The 22,049-nt window shown below is 35.8% G+C and carries 20 protein-coding genes and 2 riboswitches; of the genes, 4 read left to right on the forward strand and 16 right to left on the reverse strand.

Annotated elements, in window-relative coordinates:
* Positions 1-25 precede the first annotated feature (25 nt).
* On the reverse strand, positions 26-1,060 hold the full coding sequence (gene argC, locus TTE_RS11955; protein WP_011026511.1) for an N-acetyl-gamma-glutamyl-phosphate reductase: 1,035 nt from the start codon (positions 1,058-1,060) through the stop codon (positions 26-28).
* A 188-nt stretch (positions 1,061-1,248) separates the two neighbouring features.
* On the reverse strand, positions 1,249-2,397 hold the full coding sequence (locus TTE_RS11960; RefSeq protein ID WP_011026512.1) for an MFS transporter: 1,149 nt from the start codon (positions 2,395-2,397) through the stop codon (positions 1,249-1,251).
* Positions 2,398-2,543: 146 nt separating this feature from the next.
* On the opposite strand from TTE_RS11960, the gene TTE_RS11965 reads away from it, so the two are divergent.
* From TTE_RS11965 to TTE_RS13600, 3 genes are read left to right on the forward strand one after another with little or no spacing between them, the layout of a single operon-like run.
* Positions 2,544-2,738, forward strand: coding sequence for a hypothetical protein (locus tag TTE_RS11965; protein WP_011026513.1), 195 nt, complete (start codon positions 2,544-2,546; stop codon positions 2,736-2,738).
* Between the two features lie 14 nt (positions 2,739-2,752).
* Positions 2,753-2,977 carry a hypothetical protein gene (locus TTE_RS11970; protein WP_011026514.1) on the forward strand — a complete coding sequence of 75 codons (225 nt, stop codon included), beginning with the start codon at positions 2,753-2,755 and terminating at the stop codon, positions 2,975-2,977.
* Position 2,978: 1 nt separating this feature from the next.
* Entirely contained in the window at positions 2,979-3,323 is a 345-nt protein-coding gene (locus TTE_RS13600; protein WP_011026515.1) for an ArsR/SmtB family transcription factor, read from the forward strand.
* Between the two features lie 63 nt (positions 3,324-3,386).
* On the opposite strand, the gene TTE_RS11980 is transcribed toward TTE_RS13600, so the two are convergent.
* The 13 genes from TTE_RS11980 to mntA all read right to left on the reverse strand — a co-directional run bounded on the left by TTE_RS11980 (position 3,387) and on the right by mntA (position 19,237).
* A complete protein-coding gene (locus TTE_RS11980) occupies positions 3,387-3,740 on the reverse strand; it encodes a hypothetical protein (protein ID WP_011026516.1) in 354 nt (117 codons plus the stop codon).
* Positions 3,741-3,766: 26 nt separating this feature from the next.
* On the reverse strand, positions 3,767-3,901 hold the full coding sequence (locus TTE_RS14515; protein ID WP_259082458.1) for a hypothetical protein: 135 nt from the start codon (positions 3,899-3,901) through the stop codon (positions 3,767-3,769).
* A 54-nt stretch (positions 3,902-3,955) separates the two neighbouring features.
* Complete coding sequence (locus TTE_RS11985; protein WP_011026517.1) at positions 3,956-5,122, reverse strand: hypothetical protein; 1,167 nt, start codon at positions 5,120-5,122, stop codon at positions 3,956-3,958.
* 312 nt (positions 5,123-5,434) lie between these two features.
* The gene (locus tag TTE_RS11990; protein ID WP_011026519.1) at positions 5,435-5,884 is read right to left on the reverse strand and encodes a hypothetical protein; all 450 of its coding nucleotides are present in this window, start codon (positions 5,882-5,884) and stop codon (positions 5,435-5,437) included.
* 295 nt (positions 5,885-6,179) lie between these two features.
* Entirely contained in the window at positions 6,180-6,938 is a 759-nt protein-coding gene (locus tag TTE_RS11995) for a LuxR C-terminal-related transcriptional regulator (RefSeq protein WP_011026520.1), read from the reverse strand.
* Between the two features lie 213 nt (positions 6,939-7,151).
* A complete protein-coding gene (gene mgtA / locus TTE_RS12000; protein ID WP_011026521.1) occupies positions 7,152-9,860 on the reverse strand; it encodes a magnesium-translocating P-type ATPase in 2,709 nt (902 codons plus the stop codon).
* A gap of 359 nt (positions 9,861-10,219) precedes the next feature.
* Positions 10,220-10,385: riboswitch (M-box (ykoK) riboswitch) on the reverse strand.
* 64 nt (positions 10,386-10,449) lie between these two features.
* Positions 10,450-10,986 (reverse strand): phosphatase PAP2 family protein, encoded by a 537-nt coding sequence (locus tag TTE_RS12010; RefSeq protein WP_011026523.1) that lies wholly within the window; start codon positions 10,984-10,986, stop codon positions 10,450-10,452.
* Positions 10,987-11,123: 137 nt separating this feature from the next.
* Entirely contained in the window at positions 11,124-11,762 is a 639-nt protein-coding gene (gene thiT, locus TTE_RS12015) for an energy-coupled thiamine transporter ThiT (RefSeq protein WP_011026524.1), read from the reverse strand.
* Positions 11,763-11,825: 63 nt separating this feature from the next.
* Positions 11,826-11,929: riboswitch (TPP riboswitch) on the reverse strand.
* Positions 11,930-11,993: 64 nt separating this feature from the next.
* Positions 11,994-13,847, reverse strand: coding sequence for an ABC transporter ATP-binding protein (locus TTE_RS12020; protein WP_407636731.1), 1,854 nt, complete (start codon positions 13,845-13,847; stop codon positions 11,994-11,996).
* A gap of 26 nt (positions 13,848-13,873) precedes the next feature.
* Positions 13,874-16,099 carry an ABC transporter ATP-binding protein gene (locus tag TTE_RS12025; RefSeq protein WP_011026526.1) on the reverse strand — a complete coding sequence of 742 codons (2,226 nt, stop codon included), beginning with the start codon at positions 16,097-16,099 and terminating at the stop codon, positions 13,874-13,876.
* Between the two features lie 90 nt (positions 16,100-16,189).
* A complete protein-coding gene (locus tag TTE_RS12030; RefSeq protein WP_041587379.1) occupies positions 16,190-16,627 on the reverse strand; it encodes a MarR family winged helix-turn-helix transcriptional regulator in 438 nt (145 codons plus the stop codon).
* A gap of 439 nt (positions 16,628-17,066) precedes the next feature.
* Positions 17,067-18,779, reverse strand: coding sequence for a DNA polymerase/3'-5' exonuclease PolX (polX, locus tag TTE_RS12035; protein ID WP_011026528.1), 1,713 nt, complete (start codon positions 18,777-18,779; stop codon positions 17,067-17,069).
* A gap of 68 nt (positions 18,780-18,847) precedes the next feature.
* The gene (gene mntA, locus TTE_RS12040; protein WP_011026529.1) at positions 18,848-19,237 is read right to left on the reverse strand and encodes a type VII toxin-antitoxin system MntA family adenylyltransferase antitoxin; all 390 of its coding nucleotides are present in this window, start codon (positions 19,235-19,237) and stop codon (positions 18,848-18,850) included.
* Positions 19,238-19,642: 405 nt separating this feature from the next.
* Between mntA and TTE_RS12045 the strand changes: the two genes are divergently transcribed.
* Positions 19,643-21,340 (forward strand): IS1634 family transposase, encoded by a 1,698-nt coding sequence (locus tag TTE_RS12045; RefSeq protein ID WP_011026204.1) that lies wholly within the window; start codon positions 19,643-19,645, stop codon positions 21,338-21,340.
* A 161-nt stretch (positions 21,341-21,501) separates the two neighbouring features.
* Here TTE_RS12045 and TTE_RS12050 read toward each other — a convergent pair whose 3' ends face one another.
* Positions 21,502-21,975, reverse strand: coding sequence for a methylated-DNA--[protein]-cysteine S-methyltransferase (locus TTE_RS12050; RefSeq protein ID WP_041587230.1), 474 nt, complete (start codon positions 21,973-21,975; stop codon positions 21,502-21,504).
* Between the last annotated feature and the right edge of the window lie 74 nt (positions 21,976-22,049).

Genomic DNA, 22,049 nt, shown 5'->3' on the forward strand with positions numbered 1-22,049 from the left:
ACCCCTTCTAATACTAATGCTTTATTTATGGATATACTGGCACTATATCAAGCCCTGCTTTTTCTTCTATTTCGAACATTATGTTCATATTCTGTATCGCTTGACCTGATGCTCCTTTTACTAAGTTATCAATGGCAGTCATTACAACTAAAGTACCTGTCGCTTTGTCAACTTCAAAACCTATGTGACAAAAATTCGAACCATATACATTTTTAGTAGAAGGATAAGCCCCAGGCTTTAGCACCTTCACAAAATACTCATTTTTATAAAATTCAGCGAAAACCTCATAAATTTCCTCTTGATTTAAATTTTCTCTTAGCTTGCAATACATTGTACTCAAAATTCCCCTGGTCATAGGTGTCAAGTGAGGTGCAAAAACCACCGATACCTTTTCTCCCGATGCCTTGGAAAGTTCCTGAACCATCTCGGGCACATGCCTGTGATTTGCCACATTGTATGCTCTTATACTTTCATTACATTCTGCATATATATTCTTCTGTGACGGGCTGTGGCCTGCTCCCGATATCCCCGATTTTGAATCAATAATTATGTTTCCATCTATAACCTTCTCTTTCAAAAGAGGAACAAGCCCTAATATCACACTAGTAGGATAGCACCCTGGATTTCCCACTACATCGGCTTCTTTTATACTATCTCTATAAATCTCAGGTAAGCCATACGCTCTTTTTATCCCATCATACCCATCGTATTCTCCGCCATACCATTCTTTATAAGTCGAATAATCGTCAAATCTGAAATCTGCCCCCAAATCAATCACTTTAACCCCTTTTTTTACCGCTTCCCTTGCAATTTTAGAAGCATAACCTGCAGGTAGCGCCGTAAAAACTACATCGCACTTTGAAACCGCCTTCTCTACCTCTACATCATCGAGAGAAATGTCATAAAACCCTGTAAGGGATGGATAGACATCTGCTATTGACTTTCCTGCATAACTTTGAGACGAAATGTACTCTATTTTTACTTTTTCATGCTTTGAAAGAAGGCGCATAAGCTCTACTCCAGTGTATCCAGTTGCTCCAAATATCCCAACTTTTATCATCCGGCTGCCTCCCCTTGTAAATATATATACAGTTTAATTTATATTTATGCAAAAATTCGTAAAAAAATAATTGCTGCATAAATAAACTATTTAATTTATATTTATGCAGCCTTTATTACCATTATAGCATCGAAAAAAATTTTTTCAAGAGTTTTTTCAAAAAAATTTTCTTCCTAAAATTTGCCAAATTATTTTGACGCTTTTTTTAAAAAGATGTACCCAAAAATTAATGCTATACAAAAAGCTAATACAGAATTATAAAGAAATACCATTTTTATTCCATAAAGGTCGCTTAAAAACCCTCCCAATAAACTTCCAACAATTCTCGAAATTCCCATACCTATTAGATTGTTCACAGTCTGCCCCGACGCTTTTAGTTCTTTTGGTACTTCTTGATTAATATAAGTTGCCATGGAATAGTACAATACTATAAAAATCAATCCGTGCAAAAGCTGAAAAGGCAAAACTAAATATGCATTAGGAATAAACGATATAATAAGCCACCTTAAAGCCGCTACTCCACTTGCTCCTATTAATGCCCACCTTGTTCCTATTCGTTTAAGTATCTTGTCAGCATACAACAAAAACGGTATTTCGCTCATTGCAGAAATAAAATAGGCTAATCCCAGAAGTTCGTTGCTCCCTCCTATCTTTCTAAAGTAGATGGGAAAATACGTATAATAAAACCCCAAAGTAGTCTGGATTAAAAAATTAAGAAGCATTAACACCACTAAATTTCTATTTGAAAAAAGTTTCCATATGGAAATTTTCTCTTTCCCAAACTGATGTCCTTTTACGACCGGAAGTTTATAGACAATCATAAAGGCTATGAACATCACTATAATGTTCAAAATAAAAATACTCCCAATATGTCTTTGGGCAAACCATCCTGCTATAACTGACATTACTGCATATCCAATTGTGCCTGCCATCCTAATTGGTCCAAAACTTTGACCTGTCCCACTTAAATATTCCAATGTTATGGCATCACTTATGGGGCCAGTAGAAGTCTGAAAAAATGTGAAAAGTGTTATAACGGCTACCAGATAGTAAAAGTTGCGCGACAAAGGGAACAACGCCATAATGAAAATACTGGCTAAAAATAAAATTTGCAAGACAAAATTTTTAGACCTCGCTCTGTCGCTTGTAATCCCCCAAAATGGCTGAGCTATTATAGCGACAAAAGGACCTAAAGACATCAAAATTCCAATTTCACTCTTACTATAACCTATGTAGTCCAGATAAACCGGCACAAAAGTGCCATAAATAGCTCCACCCATAAAAAATACTGCGTAAAAGATTATGAAATAATAATAGATAATAGCTGAATATCCCATTTATCTCCCTCTTTCTTTTGTGGATGAAATTTGATTTTACATAATTATAAAAAAACTTACTCCAAATAGCAAATACATATTGACAATTTATTTCACGTGTAATATAATTATTACATGTGAAATAAAAAATTGAGGAGGTTTTTAAAATGGGATTTCTTGACCTCATAATCGCCCTCTCTATTACTTCAATAGTCTTTCTAATAGCAATTATCTTAGAAGTAACTAAGCTTCAAGCGCAATCTAAGGCTTTTTCTAAATTAAATCAAGAGACACAAGAAAAACTGTCATCTTTACGTCAAAAAGCAGAATCTATTGAGAAATTACTTGAAAATATAGAATAAAAAGGAGGATTAATATGAGTATATCAGGCGCATCGTTATTTGCAATTATCACACTTTTTACGCCTTTTATTTTAGCAGTTATCTTTGCAGTTTTCTCTATATTCGTCTTTGTAAAAATATCAAATATGCGAAAACAAAATGAGTTGTATATAAAAATGTCAAACGATCTATTAAATGAGATAGATGCAGTAAAAAACACGCTGGAGAAAATAGAAAAACTATTAAAGGAAGTTGATTAAAATGGCCGAACATAACCACTTCTCAGAATATTTAGATCCGGTAAAGATTATAAAAATTTTTGACGCCCTATCCCACCCTGTAAGAATAAAAATATTAGGCATTTTGTATGAAAATAGGCAGTATATAAGCGAACTTGCAAGAATAATAGGCATAAGTAGACCCCTTCTATATATGCATCTTCGCAAATTAGAAGAAGCAGGGCTTGTAAAAGCAAGTATGGAAATCTCCAGTGATGGAAAAGCCACAAAATATTATGAATTAACTCATTTTGATATGAGACTAACACCTCAAATGCTCCATGAAATCTCTGAAGAAATTAATTTAGAAGATGAAAAATCTCAATAACGAAGATAAAAACAATATGAGGGCTCTTTTAAAAGAGTCCTCATTTGTTCTATACACCACAACTTAATACAAACTATAACGATACCCTAAATCAATATTTTTTCTTATAAATTCATAGTTTTTTTCAAAAAAAAGCGAATTTATATCTCTATATACTCTATTTTTAACAATAGTAACTGTGCCACCCGTTTCTATTTCTGTAGTAGGAAAATTCCCCGTTGTAGAAATAGTAACTACATGCTGATTTTCTATATACCAACCACTTCGCGACATTATATCCCAATACTTACCTACTACTTTGCCAATTTCTTTATTCCCATTTTCCTCTTGGGTTTCAAAAATTGTATACAATCGTAGAATTCCAAAATCATTTTCTTTTTCACGATATACTATATATTGGCTCCTACCATTATCCAAAGATTTGATTTCTTCACCATAGGCATCTAATAGCTTTCCTGTTTTTTATCTATAACTTCAATTCTATCATCACCTATTTTTAATATCTTCACTTGAGAAAAGTCGTAAGATAAGCCTATGTACCCTCCATTCAATTCCACTCTTCCAAATTTGTCTGGCATTACAACTCTTTTTTCTCTACTAGATTTTTCGGATCCCCTTTCGATTCAATCCTTTTAATCCTTCAGCTGCTGTTGTGCCAAAATTTTTAAAATTTTGCTATGAGAATCCACCAATAAAAGCCTAATGTTATCATTTTCTTTTCTCAATTGCACAATTTTATTAAACTTTATAGGGTAATTTTTATAAACATTTAATCCTAATGTCATTTTTAAATCTGAAAGCACGTACTTGTCAAAATTTTCTATAAGCTCTATTTTCCCTGTCCTCGTATCAACTATTTGCGCTCTTCCATCTCTATAAAAAACTATTGCAATATTTCCTCTATCATACAGTAAAGGAACCACGTCGTTGAGATTTCCTGATAAAGCAGTACGTTTCCCCGTTATCAAATTTATAAATTCTATATTGTTTTCTAAAAATTGTTTATCAGTAGCTGCTGTAATAAAAATAACCGCTTCACTCCCTCTCTTTATCAATTCATTAGGTTTGTCAATTAAAGCTATTTCTTTTTCTCTTCCATTTTTGTCCACCTTATATATTTTCGTGGTTTTTATGTTTATATTTCTGTAAAAATATACATTGCTATTTTCATCTACAGATAACAAGTACCCATTTGTAACTAATTTAGGTTCCTCTTGCTCTAGCTTTTTGTAGATTTTTCCTGAACTTTCAAAATAAATCTGGTACCCTGTATTCCTCTTTACACCAATTGCATCATTAACAGGCACATTCACTTTTACTTCACGAATTTTTAGAGCATCCAAATCAACCAATTTAATTGTTTCAGAACCTTTATTAGTATAAGCAAAATAATAGTCACTTGGCAGCATAGAATAAAAATTAGAAATTACATATCGTATAACTCCCTGATCCAATGTTAGTTTAGATCCTTTAAAAAAATTTACAATAGCTATATTGTTAGAACCATCTTTATCGATTGTACCTATTAAAGCATTCTTCCCACTCGGGCTTGTCAATATAAAACTTTCTATCCCAAGATTTAATTTTATAGGTAACCTGTAGAAATTCCCTCTCGATTCAACAACCATATCTTCTCCATCGTTAATGATGACTTTATTCTCATCTGCATAAACTAACTTGGGGTCAGAACTTTTATTGAATTGATACTCCTCCAAATTTGCGTATTCATTAGAGCAGGATACCAAAATCAATGACGCTACCATTAACACTGCCAATAAAAAATACCTCATCTTTTTCATAACCTCACCTCATAAAAATACTTTGTAAAATTTTTAACTTATATTCTACACCCATACGTTTACAAAATTGTAATATTTCAATATTGCTGTAATATTTCAAATTAAAAACAGCATTTTTCTTTTCCAAAGAATCAGTAATATTTTTTATTTTCGCTTTTTGGAAGTTCAAGTTATAAAAACCGACAACAAGGTAATCCCAAATTTTTAGGATTACCTTGTTTATACAGTTGGGATAAGTTATTTATAGAAAATTTTATGCATTTATTACTTTAAATTTTATTTAGTTAACCTTTTGCTATCAACATTTTATGTTCAGTACAATCGGTACTTGTATCCTTCATTTAACCCAGGTAAAGTACCATATCTCGGATAAATATATATATCGTAATAAACCCCCAAAATACTATAATGTATTTCCTGCTTGTAAATATCAGAGGGATATGCCCATACATCATAACCTGTTGATTCATACAGTTCTGTCCCACAATACTGGCATTTCCATAAAGTGTATTTTGAATATATTATTTTCCCATTCTCAATCCAGCAAAGATTTGATAAACCACCAGTATTTGGCCTCATTAAATGATAGCCATCAGGACTTGCAGGACAATAAGCTATATATTCTGGTTCGACTATATTTTGTGACATGTCTCCAGCTTTAGATATTACACCTTTTGCCTGTGTATTATCTGTTGCAGCAAATACAACAGTTGCTGATAAAAGTAATGTCAAACACAATAAAAATGATACTATCCTTTTCATTTGATTTCATCCCCCTAATTTCAAATATTCTTAGCATTCTAATAGAACAACTTTTAAAACCTTTTTTCCTCCACCTGTCTTTTTAATAATTCTAAGGACTACCGGTAGTTCCTTCTATATCCATGGTATCTTATTCCCAGCATCTTGTCAATTGACCAAAAGTATAAATTTTCACTAAAATAGCCCTTACTTTTGTACTTTAGTATAAAAACCGAGTTTCTCTCCTTTAAAATTTGTACTAAAGTACATCTAACATCTTTTATCCCTTATTTAGTGATGTAAAAACAATAAAAACTTATATTAAATCTAACTTTGTTGCCTTGTATATACAATCCTTTACATTTTTTGTTCCCAATAGTTTGAAAATTTTCCTTTTATGATACTTTATATTGCTTAGTGACATATTAATTGTTTTTGCAATTTCTTTATCTGTTTTCCCTTCTGCCGTAAGCTTGAGTATCTTTATATCTATTTCGTCAAATTTTCTTTTTATTCTTTCCATCTCAAATTCCTGGTAATTTCTTTCTATATATCTTGCCAGTAAAAATACTACTGCTACTAAATTATCATTAAACTCATTTTCAGAAGATATGTCTACTATCCCTATCAAATTTCCTTCTTTATCAAAAATAGGCCCAGCAGTACAATTTAACCTTTTTAAATCTTCAATATAGTGCTGTTCTTTTCTTACAACCGCTATATTCTTCTCTCTTATCGCCAGTGATACTGCATTTGTACCTGCAATTTCTTCTTTTAATACCATACCCTTTTTTAAGTAAAAATCGATATCGGCATGGGGTAAGTTTAATTCCAGTATTACACCTTCTTTATCAGTTAACAAAAATATAAAGTTTTTAAAATCATTAATATCTTTCAAATCTTTAATGCTTTTGCGAAAAGCTTTAATTAATGAATATCTTTTGCTATCTTCAACAATTTTTACATTATTCAACACCACTAACTTTTTATCCGGTGTTAAGCCCCTTTTTAAGCATCTCCCCCACGACTGTTCAAATAGACCCTTATGTGTCTCAAACTTTATAATCTTGTCCATATTTTCCCTCCATATATGCTCCTTATTGTAATATTTCTCCATTAACCTCTAAATTCCTTCTTTGATTGCCAAATTGTAATATTTCTGTAATGTTGTATCAAAGAAAAATGTCGATTCCTTTTATTTAAATATAAAAAGCCCAGACAGTGCTTTCTGTCCGGGCTTTTTATATTTCAGACAAAAGGAACCGTCCCCTTTGTCTGAAGGGTATCTTTATAATAAAGTGCCAAATCTTTTTATAAACCTGGTTTTCACGTACTGAGCCAAAGTCAAATATGCCAGTATTGTTGGTATCAATACTATCCCAAAATATGTTAAAGGTAGAGGTCTCATGCCAAGCTGTGCTCCAAATGTAGTAAACGGAACAACTGTTCCAACAAGTATAGCTGTCATTGTAAAGAGGAAAAGAGGCCATGCTGGCATGCTCTGTATAAATGGCACTTTCTCTGTTCTCAGCATATGCACAACCATAGTCTGTGTCCACAAGCTCTCTACAAACCAACCAGTCTGGAAAAGAGAAACAAATTGGGCTTTTAACTCAGCAGGCAACAGGAAATAAGAGCCTCCTATTACCATTGGACCAACCACAAAGAACATCAAGGCGTAAGTCGTTATATCAAAAATGGAACTGGTAGGTCCAAACCAGATCATAAAATGCCCTATGTTTGCAGCATCCCATTTTCTCGGCTTTTCTATATACTCTCTATCCATTCTGTCCCAAGGTATTGATGCCATTGAAAGGTCATAAGTTAAATTGAGGAACAAAAGTTGTAACGGCGCCATTGGCAAGAAGGGTAAGAAAGCGCTGGCTACAAGCACCGAAAATACGTTGCCAAAATTGGAGCTTGCCGTAATTGCAATGTACTTCATGATATTGCCGAAGATTTTGCGCCCTTCTACTACCCCTTCTTCCAAAACCATCAAGCTCTTCTCTAAGAGAATTATATCAGCAGACTCTTTGGCAATATCAACAGCGTTATCAACAGAAATTGCTACATCTGCTTCTCTCATGGCAGGAGCATCATTTATTCCATCCCCCAAAAATCCTACTACATGTCCTTTGGTCCTCAATGCCTTGATTATCCTTGCCTTTTGCATTGGAGTAAGTTTTGCAAAAATTGTGGTTCTTTCTGCTATTTCAGCCAGCTCATCATCTGTCATATTCTCTATCTCTTCACCCAAAAGTACATTCTGCACAGGTATTCCAACTTCTTTACAAACTTTCTTTGTCACTATTTCATTGTCACCTGTCAGAATCTTCACTTCAACTCCGTGTTCTTTCAAAGCCTTTATAGCATGAGGGGCTGTCTCTTTTGGCGGATCGAGAAATGCCAAAAATCCCATCAATACCATCTTGCTCTCATCTGCCACACTGAACACGCCTTCTGGAGGAACTTCGTTCTTCTGTGCCACTGCCAGCACTCTCATCCCATCTTCATTAAGCTTTCTCACCATTTCTAAAGCCTCTTCTTTTATCTCTTCTGTCAATGGCACTACTTCTCCTTTATACTCAACCCAATCACAAATGGAAAGCATCTCCTCTACAGCGCCTTTAGTAACTAATTGCCTCTTTTTACCACCAACCCCATTTTCGCTCTCTAGCACGACAGACATTCTTCTTCTTACAAAATCAAAGGGTATTTCATCGACCTTTTTATAAATCTTCTCAAGCTCTGATCCTTTCATTCCCTTTTCTTCGCCGTATTCTAAAATTGCTATGTCAAGAAGGTTTCTCAAGCCTGTCTGGTAGTAACTATTTAAAAAGGCATGTCTTAGCACTCTGTCATCTTCATTCCCATGGATATCCAGGTGCTTTTCTAAGACTATTTTATTCAAAGTCAAAGTTCCAGTTTTATCTGTGCAGAGTATATCCATCGCTCCAAAATTCTGTATTGCATCAAGCCTTTTCACTATAGTCTTGTGCTTTGCCATTGCTACAGCACCTTTGGCGAGGTTTGTAGTCACAATCATTGGGAGCATTTCAGGTGTCAATCCCACTGCCACCGCCAGTGCAAACAGCAAAGCGTCAAGCCAGTTTCCTTTTGTCAGCCCATTGACTATAAAAACTACTGGGAACATAGCTGCCATGAATTTGATAAGGAGTCTGCTCACATTGTCAATACCCTTTTCAAAGCTCGTCATAGCTCTTTGGCCGACCAGTGTCTTTGCCATTGAACCAAAGTAAGTGCGCTCCCCTGTCGAAATCACAACCCCAATCGCAGAACCGCTGACAACGCTCGTCCCCATAAAACATATATTTTCTAAATCGGATATAGATAAGCTTTCAGCTTTTCTCTTCTCTTCCTTCAAATTCGGATATTTCTCTACAGGTTCAGATTCACCAGTTAAAGTAGCCTGGTTTATGAAAAGGTCTTTTGAAGTAATGACCCTCAAATCCGCCGGTACCATATCTCCTGCTGCAAGGTGTATTATGTCTCCTGGAACTATCTCTTCCATTTTTATTTCCTTTACACCTGTTTCTTTCCTTTTAACTGCTGCTGTTGTGTGAACCATAGCTTTTAGTTTTTCAGCCTCTATGTTAGAGCGATACTCCTGCACAAAGCGCAGAAGTCCGCTAACTAGGACCATTATAGAAATTATTATGATGGTGCTCCAGTCCCTGTCTTGAGGTAAGACGAACAAGACGTCAGTTATATATGATACAATTGCCAGAAATACGAGGATTCCTATAAATGGATTTATAAAAGCTTTCACAAGCTGGACATACCAAGGAGCTGGTTTTTCATGAGCTACTTCATTTAGACCGTACATTTCAAGTCTTTCTTCTGCTTCTTCTACAGTCAATCCATCTCTATCAGTCCCTAAGCTTGCAAGCACCTCATCAATATCTTTTTTTGCAAAATTTACTAGCTGAGCAAAAATTGCATCACTTGCACCGTTTTTCTTTGCAATCTTTATCATTTTCCTCACCTCCAAAACACAATAGTAGGGTATAGGTTGCTGCTACTACAACCTTCCAATTACAGTATTTGTTTTTCTGGAAAAAATCTTTCACAAAGAAACGATGGAATTAAAAGGAAGACAGTGTTTTGGAGGTATATGTAACAGGGCATTAAAAGAAGGGGAGGGAAACCAGAAAAAGGGCTATACTATGATTACCGGTGAGAAGAATGGAAGTGGAGAAAGTTCCCCATCCTTCTTTAATGCCGCATTACATATACCCTTTTTACTTATGCTACTACCTCCACCGTCCATTCTTCTCACCTCCGTTTTTCCGCAAAATTTAAAAAGCCTCTCTCAACGAAAGAAAGAGGCTTTCCATCCAATTTCCTTCGTTGAGCTTTGGCACTATACAGCTTTGGAGAAAACTCCAGCTGCATTAGGCAAAACCTTGATTCGGTAATGCCTGTTCACCCGTTACCATCTCTCGATGTTTCCGGGCAGCAGCCTGTATCTGTATAGGAGCCTCACCTAACGAGGTATTAAATTTTCACGCCCTTTTACATTATATTCTTCTTCTTGCACAATGTCAACTTATTTTCAAAAATTTTTACACAAAAATTCTTACACTCATAAAATGAGTAAGATAAGCAAAAGCAATGCCTATTGTAGAACCCATTAAAACATCGGAAGGATAGTGAAGCCCCATGTATATTCTAGAAAGTCCAACAAGTACTGCAAGAGAAACAAAGATAATTGCAAGGTTGGGAAAGAATATTGAAAAAGTCATTGCGAGAGAAAAACTGGCAGTCGCATGTCCAGAAGGAAAAGAATAATCTTTTAATAATTGACGAAAAGTGTTAGCATTTGCAAGCACCATATAAGGGCGAGGCCTTGTGTATTTTCTCTTCAACAGTTGCACAAAAAGATGACTACTTATAAGGGAAAACAAAGCCTCTATCGCAGACGTTTTGACATTATTTTTACCAAAAAGGGCCAAAAATACTGTCACAAACACGGTGAAAACAGGGCCACCCGCATGAGTTATTTTGGGCATTATTTTATCCAAGAGGCTGCATTTTATCCTCTCATTGATGTAGAAAAATATATTTCTGTCCTTGTCCTGCAGTATTTTTCTTAATTCCATTGACAGGCCACCTCTTTAAAAGTCTTCATTTCTATCTTATCATAATTTTTATAAAATGTCTCTCTTATGAGCTCACCCTCAAATTCCTCCATGTTGATTTCACAATTTTAAAAAAATAAAGGGGCCCTATCCCCTTTTTAAGCCAAAGCTCTTTTCTTAACTTCTTCTATGGCATTTCTCACTTGAGGAATTAAGGAAACTACAAAACAAATTAAAACCTCTGTTCCTATGATACTGCCATTAACTAAAAGTGAATACACTATGGGGTTCATACCTTTTGGAGCATAGCTTGCAAAAAAGAATATTCCAGACAAAAAGTGGGAGAAAAATCTTCCAAAACCGCCGACTAAAATTCCCAAACTTAAATTTTTTCTAAAAAAGCCTGCAAGCCCTAAAGCGCCAAAAGCCAAAGGATAATCCAAAAGAACCTGTACCCATTGTACTATAAAAGGATCTTGAATCAGCTGCAAAAACCCATAGGCCATTCCAACGACAATTCCTGGACCGGGACCGTAGTAATAGGCAAAAACAAACAGTGGAAGCATGCTGGCAGGTGTAATAGATCCCCCTTGGGGCCAGTGGTAAAACCTTATATAAGATAGAACAAAAGCTATAGCAATTGAGAGGGCCCCATAAACAAGCATTTTTGTGTCAAACTTGACACTTTTCCTCATAAGATACAAGAGAAAAGCTGCCAGCAAAATTGCTAGGATTACAGAAAGGGTCACTGGTTTTATCTCTGCAAAATCAGAAAATATGCTTAAAATATAGGACATAAACAAAAACACCTCCATTTTTAGGAGGTTATGTTCGCTGAAAAAAGGCACCGCCTCATGCGGTGCCTTTTGAGCCCGCATTCCCTACGGAGGCATTACCCTCATCAGGTTCCAAGGGTTCGGCATTTCTGCCGTCTCAGCCTTTTCAGGCTCCCCCAGCGGACATAACCACCCGTATTTTGTTTTGCTTATTTTTAACTTTACCACTTTTTATGCTATGTGTCAATACTTTTAACTTACAAGCTGCTCCTCTTCTCTCTCAAACTGGCTGTTGTAAAGTTTAGCATAGAAGCCGCCTTTTTTGAGAAGTTCTTCATGGGTTCCCTGTTCTACTATATCTCCATGGTCCATAACGAGTATTAAATCTGCATCTTTTATTGTAGAAAGCCTGTGAGCGATTATAAAGCTTGTGCGCCCTTTCATGAGATAATCCATCGCTTTTTGTATCTGTATTTCAGTTAAAGTATCTACAGAGCTTGTAGCCTCATCCAGTATGAGAATTTTTGGGTCTTTTAATATGGCTCTTGCTATTGTAATAAGCTGCTTTTGTCCCTGAGAAATGTTAGTACTCTCTTCATTTATCATCATGTTATATCCACCAGGCAGGCTCTTGACAAAGCTGTGAACGTGTGCTGCTTTAGCAGCTTTAATCACTTCCTCATCGGTTGCGTCAAGTCTGCCATATCTTATATTGTCCATGATAGTTCCATTGTAAAGCCAGGTGTCTTGAAGCACCATTCCAAAGAGGGACCTTAAATCTTCCCTTGAAAATTCTCTTATATCGTGACCGTCAATTAAGATAGCACCTTCATTTACATCGTAAAATCTCATTAAAAGCTTGACAATTGTAGTTTTTCCTGCACCAGTAGGACCAACAATTGCAACTTTTTGCCCTGCTTTAATCTTAGCAGAAAAGTTATTTATGACTATTTTATCTGGCCTATAGCCAAATTTGACATTCCTAAATTCAACGTCTCCTTTTATATCCTCCAATTTTATCGGCTTAGGATTGTCAGGCACTTCCTCCTCTTCTTCCAAAAACTCAAAAACTCTCTCAGCACAGGCTGCTGTCTGCTGAAGTATATTGGAAATATTTGCAATCTGCGCAATTGGCTGAGTGAAAGACCTAATGTACTGTATAAAAGCCTGTATATCTCCCACTTCTATCGCATTTTTGATGACCAACCAACTTCCTAAAACTGTAACAGCGACATACCCTAGATTGCCTATCACATTCATAAGGGGCATCATAACACCTGTCAAAAACTGTGACTTCCAAGCAGCATCATACCAAGTGCTATTAAGCTCATCAAATTTGGCTATACTCTTTTTTTCTCCATTAAACGCTTTTACTATGTGATGTCCTCCATACATTTCCTCCACATGCCCATTTACATGCCCTAAATAATCTTGCTGCTCTCTAAAATATTTTTGAGAATACTTTACAATAAAAGCAATTACTAAAGAAGACAGAGGTATAATCAAAAGAGCAACCAACGTCATAAGCCAGTTTATTGTAAGCATCATAATCAGAACGCCAATAACTGTGGTCACAGAAGTAATTATCTGTGTCAAGCTTTGATTGAGAGTCTGTGTAATTGTATCTACGTCATTTGTGATACGAGAAAGTATTTCTCCTTGATTCGTGCCTTCAAAATATTTCAAAGGAAGTCGATTAATCTTCTCAGAAATTTCCCTTCTAAATTTGTAGGTAACTTTCATTGCAACACCGGACATTATCCAGCCCTGCAAATAGCCAAATAAAGCGCTTAGCCCGTATAATCCAATGAGGATTAAAATTATCCTTCCAATATATTCAAAATCTATTCCGCTTCCCTGACCTGTTATTCTGTTCATCACACCTTCAAAAATTTTGGTGATAGCTTTACTCAATATTTTAGGTCCTGCAATGGAAAAGGAGGTACTTAATATTGCCAGTAAAATTACCGTTATTATAGAGATTTTATACTCAGACAAATACTTTATAAATTTTTTCATCGTTCCCTTAAAATCTTTTGCTTTTTCTGCTCCACGTACTAAAGCCCGAGGTCCTCCACCCCTACCCATATGTGGAATTGGCGGCATTTTGGAATCTACTTTTCTGTCTCCGCTCATGCTAATTCCTCCTCCTTAAGCTGCGACAAAGCAATATCTCTATAGGTTGGACAAGTCCTCATTAAATCTTTGTGCTTACCTATGCCAACAACTCTTCCTTCCTCCAAAACAATTATCTGATCTGCATTAAAAAGGGTAGAAACTCTTTGAGATACCATTATGACAGTGCTGCCTTTTAGCTTTTCCTTAATAGCTTTCCTTAAAGCTGCTTCTGTCCTAAAGTCAAGGGCAGAAAAACTCTCATCAAAAATGTATATCTCAGGTTTTTTAACAAGGGCACGAGCAATGGAAAGCCTTTGCTTTTGACCTCCTGATACGTTTGTTCCCCCTTGAGCAATTTCTGTGTCAAACTTTTTGGGCTTTTCATTTATAAACTCCATCGCCTGTGCAATTTCCGCTGCTTCTATTAAGTCTTCCTCAGTAGCCAGGTCGTTACCATATTTCAAATTTGACTTAATAGTACCGCTGAAAAGCCAGCTTTTCTGAGGCACGTACCCTATTCTGCGGCGAAGGTCCTCTTGTTTCACTTCTCTTACATCCACCCCATCCACCAGCACTTGCCCTTCTGTAACATCGTAAAATCTCAGTATCAAATTAACTAAAGTACTTTTACCAGAACCAGTTCTTCCTATTATGCCTACTGTCTGACCAGGCAAAACTTTGAAGCTCACATCCTTTAGAGCATAATCTTCAGCTCCAGGGTATTTGAAAGACACATTTCTAAATTCCACTGTTCCTGCTTGTGTTTCATCAAACTGCTTTGGATTTTCTGGGTCTTTTATAGAGGGCTCTGTTTCTAAAACCTCAGCAATACGCTCTGCTGAAACAGAAGCTCTCGGAATCATTATAAAAAGCATTGAAAACATCAGGAAAGCAAATATTATCTGTATAGCGTACTGCATAAAGGCCATCATGTCTCCAACTCTCATGCTGGAATTTTCTATTTGATGAGCCCCTACCCACACTATCAAAAGAGTTACACCATTCATCACAAGCATCATTGAAGGAAACAGTATCGCCATAGCGCGGTTTACGAAAAGACCCACTTTGGTCACATCCTGGTTTGCTTTGTCAAATCTTTCTTCTTCAAACTTTTGATTGTTAAAAGCCCTTACCACCATTATCCCTGATAGATTTTCACGTGTAACTAAATTGAGCCTGTCAATTAATTTTTGCATCAACATGAATTTAGGCATGGCAATAGAATACAGGACTGATATTATCCCAAAAAGTACAATAACCGCCAATGCTATAATCCATGACATTGAAACACTCTTGCTCAAAGCTCTGAAAACTCCACCTATTCCCATTATAGGAGCGTAAAATACCATTCTTATCATGATTACAAGGAGCATTTGTATTTGTGTAATATCGTTTGTAGTCCTCGTTATCAAAGAAGCAGTGGAAAATTTGTCAAACTCTGCATTAGAGAAGTGCTGGACTCTAATAAACAGGTCTTTCCTTAAATCTCTCGCTACTCCTGCAGCTGTGCGGGAGGCAAAAAAAGCTACCATGATAGTGCTTGCCGCACTTAAGCCAGTTATCAGAAGCATAAGAAGTCCTGTGTGTAAAATGTAGTTCATCTGAATCCTATCAGTATTTATGCCAATTGCTTTATACTCATTTTTAACTGCCATTGTGGCAGCCTGAATTATCATGTCATCCCCTAAAACTTCAAATTTTTTATTCATTTCATCTCTTATCTGAAGAAGCTGTTCCTCTGGCATTCGTGAAATTATCGCAAACAGGTCCATATTTGCAGGTATTTTCTTCCCATTAAATTCTATTACTCCATTTTTGGCATTCTCTTTAGCCTTTTCAATTCCCGAAACAGCAAGAAATGCCTTTCCTAAGGGCAAATTTATCTTGTCAATTTCTGATTTGTCTATATTATTAAGAACATAAACAGGTTCTTTTGAAAGTATAGGATATTTTTTAACATACTTGTCATAATCAGAGCTCATCTTGTTTACGAGTGTGTAATTTTTCAAAATCTCCTCTTTTTCACTGGGAGTGACAAAAAGCATTAGCTTATCCATTTCACTTTTTCTTATTGCTTCAGGAACTACATTTGTTATTCCACCCTGCTGTATACCGTTATTGACTATTTTAGACATGTAATCAGGTAGCGCCAGGTCACTCATGGCTTGAACAAATATGAAGAATACTGCAAGTAAAATTAATACTGCATAGGGTTTCAGATATCTTGCCAGCTTTGTCATATAGTCACCTTCTCCTCCTTAAATTTTTGCTACATTTAGTTATCTTGTAATCTTTTCCTTCTTTATTTCCATCATCTTTTTAAATCCTCATTAACCTTTCATTTCTAACACTTTTTTTAACGCTTCTAGTCCCTCTATTATCTTATTAAGGTCCTCTTGACTAGCTCTATTTATCAACTCTTCAAATTTTCTTTCCGCTTCTTTAAAATGCCTTTGAAACTTTTCCTTAAATTCTGGAGTAACACTGACATAAACTACTCTTCTGTCTTCTTTGCTTCTCACCCTTTTAACCAACCCTTGTTTTTCAAGTCTGTCAAGAATGCCAGAAACAGTGCTGTTAGAAAGCCCCAATTTTTGACTTAAATCGCTCACTTTCATCTCTCCATAATGGGCTAAAATCCCCATGAGCATTCCCTGAGGGCCTGTTATGTCATACTCCTTGCATTCGTATTTCATCATCTGCTTTATTGTGTTACCTATTTGTTTTAAAAGCTTTAATATTTTCAAACCATTGCTTATCTCTTCCATTTTCACCACCGCATTTAAAATTATTTCGTATACGAATATTTCGTATGCAAATATTTTTGACACAAAATATATTTTACTCCTCCCAATCTAGTATGTCAATATTCTCTAAAGCTTTTCATAAAAAAATAAAGACTGCCTTAAAACTAAGACAGTCTAAAACTGTTGACAAAATAGAGAAGTGGCATTTTGTGTGTAAATGCGACTTGTTGCCAAAGCGGTAACAAAACTTGGCGAACTTGAGGAGCGAAAGCAGGGCGAACGAAGTGAGCGGCCACTTTGAGCCCGAAGGGCGAATTGGCCGGTACCCCGCCTGAGCCCTCAAGCGAGCTTTAGTTTAGTCGCTTTGCAACTCCGGAGCATTAACACAAAATGCCACTTAATTGAATGGGACTTTATCAACAAACGAGACTGCCTTAAAACTAACACAGTCTAAAGAGTTTCACATATTGCGCAAAATAGTTAAAACTTCCTCCACTTCATAAGTATTTATCACATCCCTGGCTTCAAGCCAGCCTTTTCTCGCAATTCCCACGCCATATTTGACATCCTCAAGTCCATCAACACTGTGAGCATCAGGATTTATGGCAAACTTTACGCCTTTTTCTTTTGCGTATTTTATATACCTCCAGTCAAGGTCCAGTCTAAAGGGATTCGAATTAATTTCTATTATCTTTCCATAGTGAGCTGCTGCATCAATCACTGCGTATACATCTATTTCGTAACTATCCCTGGCAAGCAAGAGTCTACCTGTTGGATGCCCCAAAATTTTAGTGTATTTATTCTCCAACGCTTTTATGACCCTTTTAGTCATTTCTTCTTTGCTCATTCTGAAGTGAGAATGGATTGAAGCAACTACCATATCAAACCTTTTTAAAATTTCTTCTTCATAATCCAGTGAACCGTCAGGCAAAATATCAGATTCTATCCCTTTTAAAATAACTATATCAGGATATTTTTTATTTAATTCATCTATCTCTTCCCACTGTCTTAAAAGCATCTCTTCAGTAAGCCCATTTGCATAAAAGGCGGATTTGCTGTGGTCAGTAATCGCTATATACTTATACCCCAGATCTCTTGCCTTTCTCACCATGTCTTCTAGAGAATTTCTCCCATCGCTGTAAGTCGTATGCACGTGAAAAACTCCTTTAATGTCCTTTTCCTCTACCAAGACGGGTATCTCCCCTTTTTCTGCTGCTTCAATCTCTCCCATGTCCTCCCTCAATTCAGGGGGAATATACAAAAGGCCAAGCTTAGAAAATATCTCTTCTTCCTCTTTACACTCTATGAGATGGTCTCCCTTAAAAAGTCCGTATTCATTCATCTTTATACCCATGGATTTTGCCCTGTGTCTCATTGCAGTATTATGCTCTTTGCTTCCAGTGAAATGGTGAAGAGCATAAGGAAACTCCTCTTCCTTCACAACCCTCAAGTCCACGTTTATCCCTGACTTTAAAACTACGCTAGTTTTAGTCTCTCCCTTTGCAATTACTTCCCTCACTCCATCATAATTAACAAATGCATCCATGAGCTTTAAAGCTTCCTTTGAAGTTGCGAGTATGTCTATGTCTTTGACTATCTCCTTTTTCCTTCTCAAACTTCCGGCAATTTCAGATTTGATAGCAAGGCCCGTGCCATCGATATATTCTTTAATCTTAGTAGCCTCTTCATAGGCTTCAAAGTAGAGATGGTGTCCGCTATATTGCTTCACAAACTGTATTCCCTCCAATATCTTTTTCTGTGTTTTTTCTCCAAAACCTGGAAGCTTCAAGAGTCTATTTTCAAGGCAGGCGTATTCTAATTCCCCAATCGTGGTTATACCAAGTTTCTCATAAAGCGTCTTTATTTTTTTAGGCCCCAAACCAGGAATTTTTAACATTTCTATGAGGCCAGGCGGTACTGACTCTTTTAATTTTTCGTAATATTCCATTCGCCCGGTGGTGATAAGCTCTGTAAGCTTCTTGTTAAGCGCCTCTCCTATCCCTTTCACATCTTTTAACCTGTCTTCTTTAACAAGCGTCTCCAAATCTTCATCGAGAAGCTCAATTACCCTTGCAGCATTGTAATAGGCTCTTGATTTAAAAGGATTTTCCCCTTTAAGCTCTAACAAAAGTCCAATCTCATTTAATATATCCACAACAGTCTTTTTATCCATAACCCACCACTTCTTTTTTTGATTTATTTTTATCCACTTTAATTATTACACTAACCTTGTCAGAGTCTTTAAGCATTTTTCTCCCTTCTTTCCTGTCTGTATCTATATATATCACGAATGACTTCTCTAAAGTCTTCCGCTTCCCTAGATACTTCAAGCATATAATTTATGTAAAAACTATGGTCGTTTATTATAATCTTTTTCCCTCTCAATGCTTCCCATGCAACAGTAGCATTAGCTATATTTAAAACAACAAGGTCTACATCCCTTTTAAGCAAATCCTCCAGTTCATTCCATAAATTATATACAAATCCCTCATCGTATTCCTTTAAATAAACCGCTATGTCTATATCAGATTCTTTTGTGGCTTTCCACTTAGCAACAGATCCAAACAGAAAAGCCATAACTATATTATCTTTATTCCTGAAAAACTCTTTTAGAGTTTCTAGATAATCCATCCCATCACCCGCTTTCTATCCTCATTATACCATAAGGTCAATAAAAAATAATGGCACAATTGACAAAATTATTATCAATTGCGCCATTGTGATCTCTTATCCAATTCCCTCTGGCTTCTTCTTATCATCCACCAATCTTAACCCCTTCATGCTTAAGTAAAAACTTTTTTATCTCAATCCCCCCTCCAAAACCTGTCAAGTTTCCGTCTTGACTTTGTCAGTTGGAGGTCATTTTTAGGCTGGTAAAAAATATCAGACCCTTGATTTTCAAGGGTTTTTTGTTTTTAGGGTTAAAAAATTTTTCAAAACTGTAGGGACAATTTTACTCCTAATTATTGCCATAATACTTGACTATATTCACTTTTTGTAGTATAATGTAATAAACTAACATAAAGGTGATGCCGTATGTTTCTCAAAATAACTAAAGCTGGTGGCTATGAGTATGCCAAAATTGTCCATAATTATCGCGAAAATGGTAAAATAAAGCAAAAAGTCTTGTTTAATCTCGGTAGAATTGATGAACTCAAAAATGATCCCTCTTTCATTAATCTTGTAGATAAATTGCAAAAAATATTTTTAAGCTCCAGTGAAGAAACAGGTTCCATCAAGCTTTTTCCAGAAGATGTTTCAGAAGGGATTATTAAAAACTGGGGATATATTGTGTATAGAAAACTTTGGGAAGAGCTTGAAATAGATAGATTTCTCAAACAGTATATTTCTCAAAATTCCAGGATAAAGTTTGACATTGATAAAGTAGCATTTTTGATGACAGTACAAAGATTAATTCAGCCAGTAAGCAAACTTCAGACGTACTACCGCAAAAACAGATACTTTGGATTTGAAGAAGATATTGATTTAAATCAGCTGTACAGGGGATTAGATATTCTGGCCCAGATAAAAGAGGATTTAGAGCTATACCTTTATCACAAGAATAGAGATTTATTTAACATGGTAGTTGATGTTGTTTTTTATGATGTGACAACATTTTACTTTGAAAGTATTAAGCAAGATGATTTAAGGGATTTTGGATTTAGCAAGGATAACAAGGTAAATGAGGTACAAGTGGTAATGGGCATGCTTGTAGATAAAGAAGGAAGACCAGTTGGATATGAACTATTTCCTGGAGACACTGTTGACAGCAAGACCATGATAGAGGTTTTAAGGAAACTGAAAGATAAATTTTGCATAGACCAGGTAATAATAGTAGCGGACAAAGGTCTTAACAGTAAACTTAATTTAAAGCTGATAAAAGAAGCGGGATACGACTACATTGTGGCAAGCAGACTGAAAAACATGAGTAAAGAGATTTTAGATAGAGTATTTGATGAAGAGGGGTATCAAGTTCTTGAGGAGAAAAAGTGGAGATTTGACAGAGAAATATTTGGTGAAGAGTTTAGATTCAAGGTCATAGAAAGAGAGAATATTATCAAAACGGGAGAAGGGGAAATATTCAAGATACCTGAGAATCTAATAATAACCTATTCAAGCAAGAGGGCCAAAAAAGATAAAGAAGACAGGCAAAGGCTAGTAGAAAAAGCGAAAGAACTTTTAGAAAGGCCCGGCAATGTAAGGGCAGCAGAAAAGAGAGGAGGAAGGAAATATTTAAGACGCATTTCCGAATCAGAAGAATATGTACTGGATGAAGAAGCAATAAAGAGAGATGAGAAATTTGACGGTTTTTATGCAATTCAGACCAGCAAGAAAGAAATGAGTGTGACAGAAGTTTTGAATGCATATCATGATTTATGGAAGATAGAGCAGTCTTTCAGAGTAATGAAAAGTTGTCTTAAGGTAAGACCAATATTTCACTGGACGGAAAAAAGGATAAGAGGGCATTTTGTTGTGTGCTATTTAGCATTTTTACTGGAAAGAACTTTAGAATACAGCTTGAGGGCTAAGTGGAAAGAATTAAGCAGTGATAGAATAAAAGAAGCGATAGGTTCAATGAATTTTGTGGAGATAGAGATAAATGGGAAGAAATATTTAATTAAACAAAAGATAGAGGAGGAAGCTGAAGACATATTGAAGGTGATGAAAATAAAAGCACCAAAAAATTTCATTACATATGAGGAAGGCATGGAATTAATTAGCATGAGAAAGTAATGTAGTGACAAATTTCAGGCCCATTTTTTGTCAATACCTGTATTCCCAAGCCTTTTGGGTTTCAAACTGACAAAGTCAAGAAAAATAATGGCACAATTGACAAAATTATTATCAATTGCGCCATTGTGATCTCTTATCCAATTCCCTCTGGCTTCTTCTTATCATCCACCAATCTTAACCCCTTCATGCTTAAGTAAAAACTTTTTTATCTCAATCCCCCCTCCAAAACCTGTCAAGTTTCCGTCGCTTCCAATAACTCTGTGACAGGGAATTATAATGGGAATAGAATTTTTATTAAGAGCCTGCCCTACTGCTCTCGCTGCTTTGGGTTTCCCAATTCTTCTTGCAATTTCACCGTATGTCACAACAGATCCATAGGGAATTTTCAAAGTCTCCTCCCACACAGCCATCTGAAACTTCGTACCTTGCAAATCCAGCTTCACATCAAAATTCTTCAGCCTCTTTTGAAAATACAGGTCAAGCTCTTTAATGCACTCTTCAATATAAAAATCGGTTCCCTCTTCAAAATCCTCTAATGGAAATTTTTCATTTTCAAACTCAATTTTGCATATACCTTTGCCAGAAGAAAATACTGTAAGAACACCTACCGGAGAGTTAAATCTCTTGTAAATCATATAAAATTCCCCTTTATCATTTTTAAAGTAAAAAGTAAACTTGCACAGAAAAAACTTCACAATCACGAGAAAAA

Source organism: Caldanaerobacter subterraneus subsp. tengcongensis MB4, from assembly GCF_000007085.1.
Classification (GTDB): Bacteria; Bacillota; Thermoanaerobacteria; order Thermoanaerobacterales; family Thermoanaerobacteraceae; genus Thermoanaerobacter; species Thermoanaerobacter subterraneus.